Origin of the sequence: Winogradskyella alexanderae (assembly GCF_020166335.1) — a bacterium.
Lineage (GTDB): Bacteria > Bacteroidota > Bacteroidia > Flavobacteriales > Flavobacteriaceae > Winogradskyella > Winogradskyella alexanderae.
Genome location: NZ_JAIUJR010000008.1, coordinates 167,425 through 184,320 on the forward strand (window position 1 = coordinate 167,425; position 16,896 = coordinate 184,320).

The following is a 16,896-nucleotide window of genomic DNA, read 5'->3' on the forward strand; positions in this document are numbered from 1 at the left end:
AGCATGACAATTATCACATAAAATAGCTCATATTATTGGTCATATCATCTTTATTTTATAAGCTTTTTAGTACCTTTAAATTGTGATATGAATATAGAATTCTATAAAAATATTGGCACCTTATTCTATGCAATCGCAAAGGCAGATGACAACCTTGCATTTGAGGAGTACACTAAGCTTACAGATTGTTTAGAGCGCGATTGGAATCTATTTGAAACCAGTACTGTTGAGATAATTAAAGAACAGTTTAACCACTTGCAGAGTCAGGACAAATTAGCAAGTGATTGTTTTGATTCATTTGTAGATTTTCTGCATCAAAACCCTGAGCTTTTTGATAGTGAATTAAAGTCATTAATTCTTAAAACCGCAAATGATATTGCATATGCCTTTTCAAAAATTAACAAATCCGAACTTACTTATGTGGCAAAATTGAACATAGAATTTAAAAAGACTTGAAAAAATGAAATCTAGTTTTAGTAAAATAATAAATTCGGAAATTCCGGTACTAGTAGACTTCTATGCAGATTGGTGTGGACCATGCAAAATGTTGGCACCAATTTTAAAAGAGGTTAAAGAATATCTTGGTGATAAAATCAAAATTGTGAAAATTGATGTAGATAAAAACCAAAACCTTTCAAGTACCTATCAGGTGAGAGGTGTCCCAACTATGTTGCTATTTAAAGACGGCAAACAAGTTTGGAGACAATCTGGTGTTCTTCAAAAAGCCGATATACTATCAGTTATAGAAAATTACCTATAAACTAAGCCTTAAAACATTGACTTTGGTCATTGTTTAGCAGCGCATCTAATTATACCTTTCATGGTTCAACATTAAAGGAAATCATCATGAGAAAGTTAGTTTGTTTGGCCGTTTTATTTTTTATTGTGCCCTTTGCACTATTTAGTCAAAATTTATCTAACCTAGAGTTCATATCTCCATTTCATGATGGTGTTGCAGCCATAAAAAAGGGAGAGCGTTGGGCATTTGTAAATAATCAAGGTGAATTAGTCGTAGATTTTAGAAATGATTTTGTATTATCTAATATCAATAAAAAAGAGTATCCGATTTTTAATTCTGATAGATGTTTAATTCATAAAAAGAAAGATGGCATCTTATATTATGGATACATTGATAAAAAGGGTAATGAAGTTATAGAACCTGAATTCCTAAATGCAACACCATTTACAAATGGCTTGGCCATAGTTCTAAAACTCTATAAAGACGTTTTAGGCACAAATGATGTGCTCGATAAAAAAATGATCGATTACAATTATATGGAAGTAGCAATCGATATGAATGGTGATATAGTTCATTATTTTACTGAAAAACCAGTTCATATAACCTTATCTCGAGACTTTTTGAGGAAACCACCTTTAATTAAAACCAAGTTTATCGCGGAAAATTTAATTGCCACTATGAACAAGGATAAAACTTGGTCTATTAAGAAGTACAAATTATAGCTCTTATGAGACTATTCTATTTATTGGTTATTGCAATTCTAATATGTAGTTGCTCAAATAGTAAGGAACATATAACACCAACAAAACGTTCCATTACAGAATCTGTATACGCCTCTATCACTGTTCAACCGGACAGCTTGTATCAAGTGCATTCTATTGTTTCTGGGATTTTACAACAAAACCTCGTGGAAGAGGGCAATCTTGTTAATAAGGAGCAACCCATTTTGCAAATCATAAATAACTCGCCCAAGCTTAATACCGAAAACAATAAGTTGGCAGCAGACTTAGCCTATGAAAACTATAAGGGTGAAGCTACTATTCTAAATGACATCAATAATGAAATTATTGCAGCTGAACTTAAATACAAGGATGACTCTATCAACTATTTTAGACAGTTAAATCTTTGGAAACAGAATATTGGATCAAAAGCACAATACGATTCGAAGAAATTAAATTATCAATTGTCTCTTAATACGCTCCATCTACTTAAAGACAAATACAAGCGAACAGAACATGAATTAAGGGTACAATTACAACAAGCGGAAAACAATTATAAAACGTCTCTAATTACTTCAGAAGATTTTACCATCGGCAGTAAAATCAATGGAAAAGTTTATGCCTTGTATAAAGAACCTGGAGAAATTGTTACAACCGTTGAGCCTTTAGCTTCCATTGGTAGTTCAGATAATTTTGTAATTGAAATGCTAATAGATGAGGTCGATATTGTTAATATAAATCCAAAACAAGAGGTATTAGTAACATTAGATGCTTACGAGAACAATGTTTTTGAAGCTTTAATTACCAAGATATACCCAAAAAAAGATATCAGGAATCAAACCTTTTTAGTTGAGGCTATTTTTAAAGATCCTCCAAAGAAACTCTATCCAGGTCTGTCTGGTGAAGCAAATGTAATAATCGCCAAACATGAAGATGTACTTACCATACCAAAGTCTTATTTAGTTGAAGACAATAAAGTATCCACCGATAATGGACTTATTGCCATTGAGATAGGCTTGCAAAATATAGAATTCATAGAGGTGATTTCGGGTATTTCGGAAGACACAAAAATCTACAAACCAAACTAATGGTTAATTGGAAACTTATTTTAAGCATTGCGAAAACTCATTTACTAACCAAAGTAAAACAAACAAGTATTGCCGCTCTTGGAGTAACCTTCGGTATTGGGGCTTATATCACTCTTGTTTGCTTTATGACTGGTTTAAATACAATGCTTGATAACCTCATCTTAAATCAGACACCGCACATTCATATTTACAACGAAATTAAACCTTCTAAAACTCAACCAATAGATTTATATGATGAACTCCAAAACAGTTTAAACATAGTACATTCTGTTAAACCTAAAATAACTCAAAAGAAAATTCATAACGCGCTTCCTATTATGGACTATTTGACTAATAATGAAAATGTTATGGCCGTTTTACCACAAATTGAGACTCAGATTTTCTACATCGCTGGTTCCATTGAAATAGGTGGAAATATAACAGGTATTGATCCTATTGCGGAGGCGACCCATTTTAACTTAAACAATAATATTATAGAAGGTTCTGCAGAAGATCTTAACGTTACGGATAATAGTATTATTCTAGGCGTTGGCATTGCAGATAGAATGTCGTTGAAAGTTGGTGATCGCGTACAGCTGAGTCCACTTGACGGTGGCTTGTTTCCATTAAAGATTGTTGGTATTTTTCAAAGCGGAATTGCCGATATTGATGCCATTCAGAGCTTTACCAACATAAAAACCATTCAACAAATTCTGGGTAAGCCCAAAAATTATATTACAGACATCAATGTAAAGTTAACAGATATTAAAAACGCTCCTGAAATGGCAAAGCAAATTGAAAAACAATTTGATTTGCGAGCAATAGACATACAGACAGCTAACGCTCAGTTTGAAACAGGAACAACAATTAGAAATTTAATTACATATGCCGTTTCCATAACGCTTTTAATTGTAGCTGGATTTGGAATCTATAATATTTTAAACATGCTTATTTATGAAAAAATGAATGATATTGCCATATTGAAAGCAACAGGTTTTTCTGGAAGAGATGTTAAACTCATCTTTATGAGCCAAGCTATGATCATTGGATTCTTAGGTGGAGTTTTGGGTTTATTAATAGGATTGGGTTTAACAAGTTTTATTGGCACGTTACCTTTTAATACAGAAGCGCTTCCGACAATTGAAACCTACCCCATTAATCTAAATCCCTTATTCTTTGTAATTGGTTTTAGTTTTGCCATGATATCTACCTTCCTTGCTGGTTATTTACCATCTAAGAGAGCTGAAAAAATAGATCCGGTCAAAATAATACGTGGACAATAATGAAACCTATTTTAGAAGCTAGACATATCAATAAATTTTTTAGAAAACCCGTTCTATTTCATGTCCTTAAAGACATAAATTTTACAATTAACAAAGGTGAGTTCACCTCTATTATGGGAAAGTCCGGTTGTGGTAAATCAACCTTGTTGTACATACTATCAACCATGGATACGGACTATGAAGGTGAGCTATCTTTAAATCAACAGCTCATCACAGGTGCAGAAAGGAAAGAACTATCTCATATAAGGAACAAATACATAGGTTTTGTGTTTCAATTTCACTATCTGCTACCTGAATTTTCAGTATTGGAAAATGTGATTCTGCCAGCAAAAAAACTTGGAGAAAAATCTGCCGAAGAAATAATCTCAGACGGTCATGACAAGCTGAAAATTTTAAATATTGATCACCTAGCAAAAAAACGTGCCTCTCAGATTTCTGGCGGTGAAAAACAACGTGTAGCCATAGCCAGAGCACTTATCAATAACCCAGCAATTATTATGGGCGATGAACCTACGGGCAACCTTGATAGTTATAATGCAGATAATGTTTTTAATATCTTCAGGCAACTCAGCGATGAAGAAAACCTATCCTTACTTGTTGTTACTCATGATGAAGATTTTGCAAAACAAACAGATAGAATCATCACAATGGGTGATGGTAGAATTATAAGTTAATCTCCACCAAAAAAATCTGCCACGTTTATTTCACATTGATGGTAACTTCTGAAAGAATATTCCGTGACGAATTGCCAATTTTCAATGTATAGTTTCCAGATTCAACCTCCCAAGCCTTATTACCAACATTATAATAAGCCAATTCTTTAACAGGTAATTCTATTGTGACTCTTTTTTTTTGCCCTTTCTGAACAAAAACTTTCTTAAACCCTTTTAATTCTTGTGCAGCGCGTTCTACCTCCGATTCGGATTTACTAACATATACTTGTACAACTTCTTTACCATCCATATCTCCAGTATTTGCAACTTCTAAAGAAATAGAAATTTTCTCATCGGTCGAATAGTTCTTTTTATCTGACTGAATATTTTTTAAATCAAAAGACGAATAGGACAATCCATATCCAAAAGGATATAATGGTTCTACATTCTTGGTATCGAACCAACGGTATCCAACCAAAATCCCTTCCTCATATATTACTGATGTGTCACCTGGAAAACTATTTGTGGCATGAGCCGGTGAATCTTCTAACGCTACAGGCATGGTCCACGGTAACTTACCTGAAGGGTTCACATTTCCTAGCAACACATCTGCTAAGGCATTCCCACCTTCAGAACCATTGAACCAACTCCAAACCAATGCTTGTGACTTTTCTTTTATAGCGCTTATATCAAAAGGTGCACCGCCAATCATAACCACAATTGCATTTGGGTCTACTTTTAGAACTTCCTCAATTAATTTAACTTGGCCAAAAGGAAGTTCTAAATCTGCTCTATCAGAGGCCTCGGTTTCATAATCGCGGTTAGAACCTGCAAAGATTATAGTTACATCAGAATTTTTGGCTGCATTAAGCGCTTTATCTAGCAGTTTAGGATCCAATTCGTCAATTGTAGTAAGCTGTTCCTGCGTTACTTCTCCAACCTCTGCCACTTCACCAAGAGCACCCTTCTTTTTTGGAGCATAGCGTTCTAGATAGCCTTCTGCGTAGTTTATTTTTACGGATTCTGGTAGTCTATTTTGCAGACCTTCTAATGGCGTCACCTCACGCTTGGTTTTTACACCGGCTCCAAAGCCACCTAGTGCATTCTTCTTCATCGCATTATTACCAATTACTGCAATAGATGTTATTTCAGATGTGTTTATTGGTAAAAGGTCATTACTATTTTTTAAGAGTACAACCGACTCTTTTGCTATGTCATAAGCATCCTTAAAGTGAGCCTCTGTATTTATGCTTCCTGTTTTACGATCGTCACTACCCATCCTTTTAACCGCATGCATCAATCGTAAAATTCGCTTTAAATGTATGTCCAGTTTTGCTTCAGACATTTTACCAGCTTTTATTGAATCCATCAATGGATCGGCCAAATAAAATTCATTAAACGGCTTTGGCGTTCCCATTTCAATATCCAAGCCGCTTCTGAGGGATTTCACCGATGTGTGAACCGCATTCCAATCTGATATCACAATACCTTCAAATCCCCATTCATCTCTTAAAACATCGTTTAACATATAGCTGTTTTCACAGAGATAGTCCCCACGAAACTTGTTATAGGCGCCCATCATACTATAAGCCTTAGCTTCAACCACCGCATCCTTGAATGCTGGAAGATAAATTTCTCGCAGTGTCCGTTCATCTATTTGAACATCAACAAAATCCCTATTAGTTTCCTGGTTATTTGCCGCATAATGTTTTACACAAACCGCCACATCATTGTCTTGCATACCAACTACAAAAGGAACCGTAAGTTTTTTATTTAAAAACGGATCTTCTGTAAAGTACTCGTAGGTTCTTCCTCCAAGAGGTGTGCGAATAATATTAATGGCAGGCGATAACAGCACATCCTTATCTCTTGCGCGAGTTTCCTCACCTACACTAAACCCAAATTTATAAGCTAATTCAGTATTCCAAGTCGCGGAGAGCCCTCCTCCTGCAGGATAATACGTAGCAAAATCATTATCTAAACCAGCCGGAGCCCAAGAATCTCTTGATATTTCTTCACGCACGCCTAAAGGACCGTCTGCCATTTTTAATTCTGGTATGCCCAATCGTTCAATACCAGCGGTTGAAAACATGCTTGTACCATGTAACATCCCCGTTTTTTCTTCTAAAGTCATTTGACTGATTAAAGAATCAATTTTTGCGTCAAAGTCATGTGTAATGTCTTTACCCTTATAGCTTACGGATGTTACGTCTTCATCCATTGTATTATCTGTTTTTTTTGAATCATTGCAGGACAAGCTAGTAATAGCTACTGCAACTACTGATGATAGGATTAGTTTTTTGAGCATTGATTTAGTTTTAGTAGTATCGATTTGTAAATTCTTGATTAAAGAATTTTAATACCAATTAAAAGTCCTATAAAGATATTTAAACATTTCCGTATTCAGTCTCTATAGACACATTTTTACACTGGAAATATAGAAAAATTAGTACTGCTATCAATTGACCAATATCATTTCAGGACATGCTGGGAATAACTACTTTACTAATCTGATTTTAAGACTTAAATAATGAGATATCGCGTACACAGAATTGATGTCAATAAGACCAATATGCAGGAGAAGTTAGAGGAGTTTTTAAATAGACTAAAAGGCGAAGTTGTTTCTGTAGTGCCAAATGTAAGGCCAACATTTCAGTTTATGGGTGCTACAGCAAAAGTGGATTACATTTTAATTATAGAGAAAAAGATTGATTTATAATGTTAGTCCTTTATTTTAAAATTTGATTTAAAGCAAACTTTACTCAAACTCCTTAAAAAAAAAAACCGAAACTTTCGTTTCGGCTTCTCATCTGTACTGAAGGCGGAAGTACTATAATCCAAAAATTCAATCTATCTAATCCCCCTGAAAATCGAGTTTAAGCCCTTTAAAAATAGTATTTTCACGCATATGATGCAATTTCCTTTTTTGCACATAGCTTGCACAACTTGACCATAATCCACTTTAATTATGGCAAATGTGAAAACCAAGCTCGATAGACGAAGAGCAAAATCTGACGGTACTTACAATATCATCTATCGTATTACGAATCACAAGAAAGTCTACACTATTAATTCAGGGATTTCAATCTTTAAATACCACTGGGATAGCGAGCATTCTAAAATCACAACACAGCACCCTAACTCAAAACTTCTAAACTTAAAACTACTTAAAGATTATTATACCATAGAGAAAGCTATCCTAACATAACGCTTAATTGTAGTACAGATAAGCTGTTCTAAAACGTCACTATGTAAAATAGCAGTTTTTCAATCATGTCTATAATTTTTCTTAATTTTAATCCACTCATTTCCAACATAACAACAATTACAGAAAAACAAAATTCTAATCAACAAATACTAGAGCGTTCAGAAGCACTAGAAACTAAAAAGACGAATCATGAAATTATTAAATCTAACCTTAGCCTGCATATCTACTATTTTGATATTTGCACAAGAGAAGCCAAATCTATTGCCACAGCGTATTGTCTTCGATGAATACCATGGTCAAAAAGTAGAAGACCCATATCGCTATATGGAAGATTTAAAAAATGAAGAGGTACTTAATTGGATGAAAGCCAACAACAAATATGCAGAAGATATGATGGCTACAGTCCCCGGAAGACAAGGATTAAAAGATCTTATGTTGAGTTTAGTAGCTAGAGAAGGAGATTATATATCAAATCTAAAAATCACCAATGATGGCACTTACTACTATATAAATCAGAAAGTAGGTGAAGAATTTGGTAAACTATATAAAAGAGAATGCTATGAATGTGATGAAGTTTTAGTTCTTGACCCAAAGATTTATAAACAAGAAAGTGATCAAGAGTATGCTATACAGAAATACATACCTAGTCATGAGGGAGATTTGATAGCGATTGAATTTGCAGTAAACGGATCTGAAAATCCAGAAACTAAATTTATTGATAATGAAGGAGATTTTAAAGCGGGGTATTTAGACCTAGCAAGAGTGTATTCTTGGCTTCCAAACGATGACGGTGTTATATACACAAAGCTCTCATCTGCAGATGTTACAACTATGGACCGAAAAATAGATTTAAATACTTACATACATATGTTGGGCACGAGTTCAAGTGAGGATAAAGTGATTTTATCTCGAAAAAATAATCCTAATTTAGATATTGAGCCGAATGAAATTCCTTGGGCTTATTATGATGCTGACGCCAAGAAGTTTTTTGGCTTTGCTAGTAGTGTTGACAACAGATTAAAGACATATCTGGGAATGCTTAAAAAAGATAATTCTATTGATTGGGAACCAATAACGGTGCATGAGGACAACATTGTTAGCGTTTCTGTGGGTACCGATGATATTTACATGTTAAGCTATAAAAATGCACCTAATAAAAGAATTTTGAAATTACCAGTCGATAAAATGGATATGAGTTCAGCAGTTGAAGTTGTTCCTGAAAAAATAGATGAAACCATAATCCAAATGAAGCCTACAATAGACGGCATATACTATGTAACTGTTAAAAATGGAATTGAAGCTAATGGCTATTTTTTACCAAAAAATGGTAAAGAACGTAAATTAGCATTTCCTTTTACAGCAGGTAATGCTAACATAAGTATTAAAAATGCACGTTCTTCCGAAGTTTGGTTTACTATAACAGGTTGGACCTCGCCTAATAAACGTTACCGTTATAATCCAGAAACAAATGTGTTTACTTACGAGCCATTAGAGGCGCCAATAGAATTTCCAGAATTAGAAAATGTAATAGCTAAAGAAGTTATGGTTACTTCTCATGATGGCGAACAAGTTCCAGTTTCAATTATATATGATAAAAATTTGAAAATGGATGGTAGTAATCCTGCCTTCATTTATGGCTATGGAGCTTATGGTAATTCTCAAGAACCATTTTTTTCACCAATTAATTTAGTATTAACCTCCTATGGTGTAGTATTCGTTGTGCCTCACGTTAGAGGAGGAGGAGAATTAGGTGTGGATTGGCATAATGCTGGTAAAAAACTAACTAAGCCCAATACTTGGAAGGATGGTATTGCAACTGCAGAATATTTAATAGAACAAGGCTATACTAGTAAAGGTAAAATTGGAATAGTAGGAGGAAGTGCAGGCGGTATTTTTGTTGGTAGAGCCATAACTGAACGCCCAGATCTATTTCAAGTAGCTGCACCTATGGTTGGATGTATGAATACTGTAAGAGGAGAAAATTCACCCAATGGCCCTGTAAATATTCCAGAATTTGGTACGGTAGAGGATCCAGAAGAGTTTACAGGCTTATTAGAAATGGATAGTTATCATCATGTAGAAAAGGGTGAAGACTATCCTGCACTATGGATTACTGCCGGAATGAATGATCCTAGAGTTATCGCGTGGCAACCTGCAAAATTCGCGGCACGAATCCAAGCTGCTGACCAAGATGAAGAACCTATATTATTCGTGACAGATTTTAGTGGAGGACATGGTCGAGGAGCTTCTTTTTCAAAAATGATGGATGGGTTATCAAGTATGTTTTCTTTTATGTTGTGGCAAACTGATCACCCTGAATTTAAGCCAGCTAATCGATCAGATAAAACTACACGCGAATGATGAATAAAAATAAATTATAAATCAGGTCATAGCTGTGCACATTACAAGCACATGGCTTCATTGGATTTAAAAAGGCTAGAAAACATCTTAGCTCAGCTGGATAGATCATCTGCCTTCTAAGCAGGCGACCATAGGCTCTTGTCTGTAAAAGAAGAAAACAAAATTTCTGATAACTATCAATAAGGTTTTTATTTTATAGAAAAGGCTTAAAAACTTTTTAATCGTACATAAATCGTGCAAATATAAAAACAAGAAATCCGCAACATCTTTAATATAAGATAGTTACGGATTTTATCTGTACTGAAGGCGGGACTTGAACCCGCACGGCCATAATGGCCATTGGATTTTAAGTCCAACGTGTCTACCAATTCCACCACTTCAGCATCCAAGTTGCAGACTGCAACTTAATTGGTATATATCGTATAGAGCGAAAGACGGGATTTGAACCCGCGACCCTCACCTTGGCAAGGTGATGCTCTACCCCTGAGCTACTTTCGCGTAGTTTTTTAAAGAACATTTCGCTTTAAAAGCGGATGCAAATTTAAACTATTTCTTAGAAAAGCAAAGACTTTTTTTAAATTAATTGAACACCTTTAAGCTTGTTTTTTCTTAACCAACATGCGCTTTATCTCATTGAGCTTCATGAGTGCTTCAACTGGTGTGAGCGTATTAATATCTGTATGTAAAATCTCATCTTTTATTTCCTCCAACAATGGGTCATCTAAATTAAAAAAGCTTAACTGCATATCATCTTTTAAAGACTTTACTTTGTCTGTTAGCTCTTCGCTAGAATGCGACTTTTCAAGTTTAGATAATATTTTATTAGCGCGTCTTATGACCTGTTGTGGCATACCTGCCATTTTAGCGACATGGATTCCAAAACTATGCTCACTGCCACCTTCAACTAGTTTTCTAACAAAAAGTACATTATCCTGCAACTCTTTTACCGAAACATTAAAGTTTTTTATACGTGTAAAGGTTTCGGTCATTTCATTGAGCTCATGGTAGTGCGTCGCAAATAAGGTCTTTGGCCTTGCCGGATGTTCATGTAAATACTCACTAATGGCCCAAGCAATGGATATACCGTCATAAGTACTGGTACCACGACCGATCTCATCCAGAAGCACCAGGCTACGTTCTGAAATATTATTAAGAATGGATGCGGTTTCATTCATTTCTACCATAAATGTAGACTCACCCATTGAGATATTATCACTCGCACCCACACGTGTAAATATTTTATCTACTAGGCCAATCCGAGCTTCTTTTGCCGGCACAAAACTTCCAATCTGTGCCAAGAGAACAATTAATGCAGTTTGTCTTAATATAGCGGATTTACCAGACATGTTTGGTCCAGTAATCATGATGATTTGTTGGGTTTCTCGATCGAGATAAACGTCATTTGCGATATAAGGTTCGCCTAATGGTAATTGCTTTTCGATTACCGGATGACGACCGTTTTTAATTTCCAAATCAAAGCTATCATCTATTTGAGGGTAATTGTATTTATTGGTTTTGGCCAAACTTGCAAACCCACAAAGACAATCCAATTGCCCTATCAACTGCGCATTTTGTTGCACCTGTATAATAAATTGGTGCATCCAAAGTACAAGCTCAGAAAATAGCTGCTGCTCAATCGCTAAAATGCGTTCTTCAGCTCCAAGGATTTTTGCCTCGTATTCTTTTAATTCTTCTGTAATATAGCGCTCAGCATTGACTAAGGTTTGCTTTCTAATCCATTCTTCTGGTACTTTATCTTTATGTGTGTTTCTAACTTCGATATAATACCCAAATACATTATTAGACGCTATTTTAAGAGATGGAATTCCCGTGCGTTCACTCTCACGCTGTAGCATAGCATCTAAATAGTCCTTGCCAGACTTTGACAATCCTCTCAATTCATCCAATTCTTGAGAAAAGCCTGTAGCAACCGTATTACCTTTTAAGACATTTACAGGTGCTTCTTCGTTTAAGGTTTGCCTTATCTTTTCACGAAGCAGATCACAATTATTAAGATTATCGCCAATAACTTTTAAGGATTCACTATCAGACGATTTTGCCATGGACTTAATCGGTACAATAGCTTCTAAAGAGTTTTTAAGCTGAATGACTTCTCTAGGGTTTACCTTAGTGGTAGCTATTTTTGAAATGAGGCGCTCAATGTCACCAATATGTTTTATTTGCCCTCGAATTTTTTGAAGTACAGCATCATTATCCAACAAATACTGAACCACTTCGTGGCGTTGTTTTATCTTATCTGCATGCTTTAACGGCAACGCCAACCATCGCTTCAAAGTGCGACCACCCATAGCTGAGATGGTTTTATCAATGACATTTATTAAGGTAACTGCATTGGCATTTGTGGAATGGTATAGCTCTAGATTCCTGATGGTGAATTTATCCATCCATACATAATCATTAGTTGCTATCCTTGAAATGGTAGCGATGTGCTCTAGTTTATTATGCCGTGTTTCACTTAAATAATGCAATATTACACCAGATGCTATGATACCTTCGTATAAATCTTCTATTCCAAAACCTTTTAATGTTTTGGTGTTGAAGTGTTTGGTTAAGGTCTCATTAGCATAATCTGCTTGAAATACCCAATCTTCAAGATAAAAGGTATGAAAGTCATTTCCGAAAGTTTCAGTGAAATCCTTTCTGCACTCCTTGGAAATTAAAACTTCACTGGGACTGAAATTCTGAAGCAGTTTATCTATATATTCAGGATCACCTTGAGACGTTAAAAACTCACCTGTAGAAATATCCAAAAATGAAACACCTATGTACTTTTTGTCAAAATGCACAGCACATAAAAAGTTATTGGACTTAGAATGTAAGATATCATCATTCAATGCCACACCAGGTGTAACAAGCTCAGTAACACCACGCTTCACAATTTTCTTGGTTAATTTTGGGTCTTCTAGTTGGTCGCAAATGGCAACACGTTCTCCTGCCCTTACAAGTTTTGGTAAATACGTATTCAACGAATGATGCGGAAAACCAGCTAATTCAGTTTCGCTCTCACTGCCGGCTCCGCGCTTCGTTAAAATAATGTCTAAAATCTTAGAGGCTTTAACGGCATCACTTCCAAAGGTTTCATAAAAGTCACCTACTCTAAACAACAACAACGCATCAGGATACTTTGCCTTAATGGCGTTGTATTGCTTCATTAATGGTGTTTCTTTTTTTGCCTTCTTAGCCAAGAGTTTTATGTATTTTTGTTGATAATGTAAGTGTGCTAATTTAGCCAAATAGCTAAGTTATTTAAAGTGAAAAGGCCATAAGTTATCTACAAAAAGAAAGAGATTTCAACATGCGAAAGTTAAAAAACGATGAATTAGACCGTCTTGGGATTTCAGAATTTAAACTTGCTGAAAAATCACCAATCATTATAATTCTCGATAATATTAGAAGCCTAAACAACATTGGCTCTGTATTTAGAACCAGCGACGCCTTTCTTATTGAAAAGATTTACCTCTGCGGTATAACCGCCAAACCACCACACAATGAAATAAGAAAAACCGCATTGGGAAGCACGGAATCCGTAGATTGGGAGTATGTTGAAAATACCATAGACATAGTTGAAAATCTAAAAGCAGAAAATGTAAAAATTTGCTCCATAGAACAAGCTGATAATGCTACCATGCTGAATGATTTTGAACCTCAGCCTAATGTGAAATATGCTTTTGTTTTTGGTAATGAGGTGAAAGGGGTTTCACAAGAGGTAGTTAATGCTAGTGATATTGTGCTCGAAATCCCACAATACGGTACAAAACATTCTTTAAATATTGCGGTAAGTGCAGGTGTTGTGATTTGGGATGTGTTTTCGAAAATTAAAAGTTTAAACACTTGAATATGACAAACAAAAAAATATTTCCAATTTCGTTAGCCGTAATAGGCATAGTTGTAATTCTGTTTTCTACGGGATCATCAATCCTGACCTATGACTTATTTGGAATCCCAGCAGGTAACCTCATTATTTGGTTTGGTTTCATATCCCTTCAACTCGCAGTTTATAGCTTTCAAAAAGGCTTTAAGGCAAGCAATTCAATATTAGGTAAATTGATTCGGAATTTGATGCGCTTGTTGATTGGTATTTCAATTTTATGGTTTGGTATTGCGTATTTACTATCTGGAAATTTGAATTTTGATTTTAGTTCTAGTGCTACCGGATATCTCGGTAGTCCAGAAGCATCCATTCTTTACTGGAATATTATATATGCATTAATTGTGGCACCAATTGTCTTAATGATAGCCTATTCACTACTAAGATATTTTGAACGCCTTAAAGAGACTAAATAATGTCTTCTTCTAAAAATCCCTGGCCCACAAAAGATGCAATGATGCAGATTTATGAAAAACACCTCTGGGGTGGGGAGGAATACGATTTTTATTCTGGTTATGGCTCGCACGATTTACAAATTGTTCAACCTTATGTTGACACTGTTAGGGCGTTTTTTGAATCGCATAATCAAAACCTGACGGTTTGTGACTTTGGCTGTGGCGATTTTAATATTGGAAAACGATTAGTACAGCACACATCAAAATACATTGCTATTGATATTGTGCCATCACTTATTGAGCGCAATAAAAAACTGTTCAAAGCATCGAATCTCGAGTTTCATTGCTTGGATATTTCGCAAGACAAGTTACCAGAGGCAGATTGTGTGATTTTGCGTCAAGTACTTCAACATTTATCAAATAAAGAAGTAAAGCGTATTGTCAAAAAACTAATAAATTACAGATTTATCATTCTAACTGAAAATCTTCCTAGTAGTAAATTCACAAGAAATACTGATATTATTTCTGGCCAAGGCATACGATTAAAACACAATAGTGGAATAGACCTTTTGGTCCAACCGTTTAATTTAAAAGTAAAGTCAACAAAAATTCTAAGTGAGGTCATTTTAGAACATAAAAAAGGCAAAATTGTTAGCTGGTTATATGAGCTATTTTAGCTATTAATTTCATTTAGTAACCACAAGTAGTCCTCGCGCTTTTTTACAAAATCACGCTCAGAAATATCAATGATTTTTACGTTTAGTTCAGTCTGGTTGCGTAAAAAGCTCAGATAACCCGAATTGATTTTATCCAAATACTCATCTTGAATTTCCTTTTCGTACTTACGCCCTCTTTTTTTTATGTTTTCCTGAAGTCGTTGCGTATTTTGATAAAGGTAAACGTACAAATCTGGTCTGGCAATATCCTTATACACCTGGTAAAACAGCTTTCTGTACAATCTAAATTCATCATCTGGCAAGGTCACTTTTGAAAAAATAAGCGATTTATGCACATCATAATCGCTTACCATAAAATCCTTGAACAAATCTAACTGCGATAAATCGTCACTAATTTGCTGATAACGATCTGCTAAAAAAGACATTTCTAAGGTGAACGCATAACGCTCTGGTTCCTTGTAGAATTTTGGCAAAAATGGGTTATCTGCAAAACGCTCTAATATTAATTTGGCATTAAAATCTTGTGAAATTTTGGTAGCCAAGCTGGTTTTACCAGCACCAATATTTCCTTCTATTGCAATAAAGTTAAAATCCTTAAAACCAAACTGCTTTAATGGATTTTTAAGCCATTTGTTAATGGGTTTGATAGTCGATTTATCTTCACATTCCTCTAACAATTGCGAAATTGATTTTTCCAGTTCTGGATGTTCTACGTCTTTAGCAATATCAAACAAGGGTTGCAAAACAAATCGACGCTTATGCATTTCCGGATGTGGAATCGTCAATCCTTTTTGCTTATGGATTTCATCTTTAAACAACAGGATGTCCAAATCAATTTCGCGCGACTCATAACCCTCGGTTCTTGAGTTTTTTCGGCCCAGCTTTTTTTCAATTCTCTGCAGTTCTTTTAAAAGTTTCGTGGGTTTCAATTCTGTTTCTACACAAAGACATGCATTGTTAAAAACATCTCCCTCAAAACCCATTGCAGGTGTCTCATAGACCTTAGAAAGCTTTTTAATAGTTCCTATTGTGTTGAATATGGCATCTACCGCCATCTGCAAATTTTGGAGTTTAATGCCTTTGTTACTTCCTAGCGCTATATAAACGGTATTTGTAAATCCCATGGAAAAGGCAAAATAAATAAAAGATATATTATTAGATTATCTTTGCACCAACATTTTATCGACAAATTTTGATGCACCTAAAAGACAAGTTATTGGCCCAACGTATTTATCTTCTGCTAGGTGCGCTTTTTATAACCTCTTTGGTAGTTTCCAATTTAATTTTTCAAAAGTTCTTTTATTGGTATCCATTTGATGTTGAAATTTTTGGCACAAAGCTATTTGAGATTTCAGTAGGTATTTTGCCGTATCCCATCACTTTTCTTATTACTGACTTAATCAGTGAAATCTATGGTAAAAAAAGAGCTAATGATGTTGTTGTCGCTGGTATTTTTGCTTCGTTTTTTTCCATGCTTATTATTTACACTTCAAATGCTGTCCCAGCCACACCTTGGTCTCCAGTTCAGGACAGTACATTCACGAATGTTTTTGGCAGTACTGCAATAGCTGTTTTTGCGAGTATGATGGCTTATTTATTAGCGCAATTTGTAGACATACAGATTTACCACTTTTGGAAAAATCTTACCAAAGGTAAACATCTATGGCTTCGTAATAATTTTTCAACGTTTTCATCACAATTTGTTGATACAGCAACAGTACTGCTGTTGCTTTGTAGTTTTGGAAAAATTGAATGGGATAAATTCACAGGTCTACTCATTGCAGGATTTATATTCAAGGTTATGATTGCAATGATTGATACGCCCTTTCTTTATTTAGGCGTCTATGTATTCCGAAAACGATTTAAACTTAAAGTAAACGAAGAAATTGACCTTCTCTGAGTCGT

The 16,896-nt window shown here is 35.0% G+C and carries 16 protein-coding genes and 2 tRNA genes; 13 read left to right on the forward strand and 5 right to left on the reverse strand.

The features are described 5' to 3' along the window. The first annotated feature begins 87 nt into the window (after nucleotides 1-87). The 6 genes from LBU54_RS12395 (at nucleotide 88) to LBU54_RS12420 (ending at nucleotide 4,482) form a co-directional block, all read left to right on the forward strand. Entirely contained in the window at nucleotides 88-456 is a 369-nt protein-coding gene (locus tag LBU54_RS12395; protein WP_224530221.1) for a tellurite resistance TerB family protein, read from the forward strand. 4 nt (nucleotides 457-460) lie between these two features. Beyond that, on the forward strand, nucleotides 461-760 hold the full coding sequence (gene trxA, locus LBU54_RS12400) for a thioredoxin (RefSeq protein WP_224530224.1): 300 nt from the start codon (nucleotides 461-463) through the stop codon (nucleotides 758-760). Between the two features lie 86 nt (nucleotides 761-846). Further along, nucleotides 847-1,461 (forward strand): WG repeat-containing protein, encoded by a 615-nt coding sequence (locus LBU54_RS12405; protein ID WP_224530230.1) that lies wholly within the window; start codon nucleotides 847-849, stop codon nucleotides 1,459-1,461. 5 nt (nucleotides 1,462-1,466) lie between these two features. Beyond that, complete coding sequence (locus tag LBU54_RS12410; protein ID WP_224530231.1) at nucleotides 1,467-2,546, forward strand: efflux RND transporter periplasmic adaptor subunit; 1,080 nt, start codon at nucleotides 1,467-1,469, stop codon at nucleotides 2,544-2,546. Then, entirely contained in the window at nucleotides 2,546-3,808 is a 1,263-nt protein-coding gene (locus LBU54_RS12415; RefSeq protein WP_224530232.1) for an ABC transporter permease, read from the forward strand. Before LBU54_RS12410 ends, LBU54_RS12415 begins: the two co-directional genes overlap by 1 nt. Then, a complete protein-coding gene (locus LBU54_RS12420) occupies nucleotides 3,808-4,482 on the forward strand; it encodes an ABC transporter ATP-binding protein (RefSeq protein ID WP_224530234.1) in 675 nt (224 codons plus the stop codon). The genes LBU54_RS12415 and LBU54_RS12420 overlap by 1 nt, the downstream gene beginning before the upstream one ends. 25 nt (nucleotides 4,483-4,507) lie before the next feature. Here LBU54_RS12420 and LBU54_RS12425 read toward each other — a convergent pair whose 3' ends face one another. Continuing rightward, entirely contained in the window at nucleotides 4,508-6,769 is a 2,262-nt protein-coding gene (locus tag LBU54_RS12425) for a beta-glucosidase (protein WP_224530238.1), read from the reverse strand. A 222-nt stretch (nucleotides 6,770-6,991) separates the two neighbouring features. On the opposite strand from LBU54_RS12425, the gene LBU54_RS12430 reads away from it, so the two are divergent. The 3 genes from LBU54_RS12430 (at nucleotide 6,992) to LBU54_RS12440 (ending at nucleotide 10,030) form a co-directional block, all read left to right on the forward strand. After that, nucleotides 6,992-7,180: a hypothetical protein gene (locus LBU54_RS12430; protein WP_224530241.1), complete on the forward strand. Its 189-nt coding sequence runs from the start codon at nucleotides 6,992-6,994 to the stop codon at nucleotides 7,178-7,180. Nucleotides 7,181-7,429: 249 nt separating this feature from the next. Further along, a complete protein-coding gene (locus LBU54_RS12435; RefSeq protein WP_224530243.1) occupies nucleotides 7,430-7,669 on the forward strand; it encodes an Arm DNA-binding domain-containing protein in 240 nt (79 codons plus the stop codon). A gap of 189 nt (nucleotides 7,670-7,858) precedes the next feature. Continuing rightward, entirely contained in the window at nucleotides 7,859-10,030 is a 2,172-nt protein-coding gene (locus LBU54_RS12440; protein WP_224530245.1) for a prolyl oligopeptidase family serine peptidase, read from the forward strand. A 298-nt stretch (nucleotides 10,031-10,328) separates the two neighbouring features. On the opposite strand, the gene LBU54_RS12445 is transcribed toward LBU54_RS12440, so the two are convergent. From LBU54_RS12445 to mutS, 3 genes are all read right to left on the reverse strand, one after another. Further along, nucleotides 10,329-10,413, reverse strand: a tRNA-Leu gene (locus LBU54_RS12445). A 43-nt stretch (nucleotides 10,414-10,456) separates the two neighbouring features. Beyond that, nucleotides 10,457-10,528: transfer RNA gene (locus LBU54_RS12450), tRNA-Gly, on the reverse strand. 95 nt (nucleotides 10,529-10,623) lie between these two features. After that, a complete protein-coding gene (gene mutS, locus LBU54_RS12455) occupies nucleotides 10,624-13,236 on the reverse strand; it encodes a DNA mismatch repair protein MutS (protein WP_224530343.1) in 2,613 nt (870 codons plus the stop codon). A gap of 110 nt (nucleotides 13,237-13,346) precedes the next feature. On the opposite strand from mutS, the gene LBU54_RS12460 reads away from it, so the two are divergent. From LBU54_RS12460 to LBU54_RS12470, 3 genes are read left to right on the forward strand one after another with little or no spacing between them, the layout of a single operon-like run. After that, nucleotides 13,347-13,886, forward strand: coding sequence for an RNA methyltransferase (locus LBU54_RS12460; RefSeq protein WP_224530251.1), 540 nt, complete (start codon nucleotides 13,347-13,349; stop codon nucleotides 13,884-13,886). Between the two features lie 2 nt (nucleotides 13,887-13,888). After that, the gene (locus tag LBU54_RS12465; RefSeq protein ID WP_224530253.1) at nucleotides 13,889-14,335 is read left to right on the forward strand and encodes a hypothetical protein; all 447 of its coding nucleotides are present in this window, start codon (nucleotides 13,889-13,891) and stop codon (nucleotides 14,333-14,335) included. Then, entirely contained in the window at nucleotides 14,335-14,991 is a 657-nt protein-coding gene (locus LBU54_RS12470; protein ID WP_224530255.1) for a class I SAM-dependent methyltransferase, read from the forward strand. Before LBU54_RS12465 ends, LBU54_RS12470 begins: the two co-directional genes overlap by 1 nt. Here LBU54_RS12470 and folK read toward each other — a convergent pair. Beyond that, nucleotides 14,988-16,115: a 2-amino-4-hydroxy-6-hydroxymethyldihydropteridine diphosphokinase gene (gene folK / locus LBU54_RS12475; RefSeq protein ID WP_224530257.1), complete on the reverse strand. Its 1,128-nt coding sequence runs from the start codon at nucleotides 16,113-16,115 to the stop codon at nucleotides 14,988-14,990. The two genes, LBU54_RS12470 and folK, sit on opposite strands and share 4 nt — an antisense overlap. Nucleotides 16,116-16,186: 71 nt before the next feature. Between folK and LBU54_RS12480 the strand changes: the two genes are divergently transcribed. Next, a complete protein-coding gene (locus tag LBU54_RS12480; protein ID WP_224530345.1) occupies nucleotides 16,187-16,891 on the forward strand; it encodes a queuosine precursor transporter in 705 nt (234 codons plus the stop codon). Nucleotides 16,892-16,896: the final 5 nt, after the last annotated feature.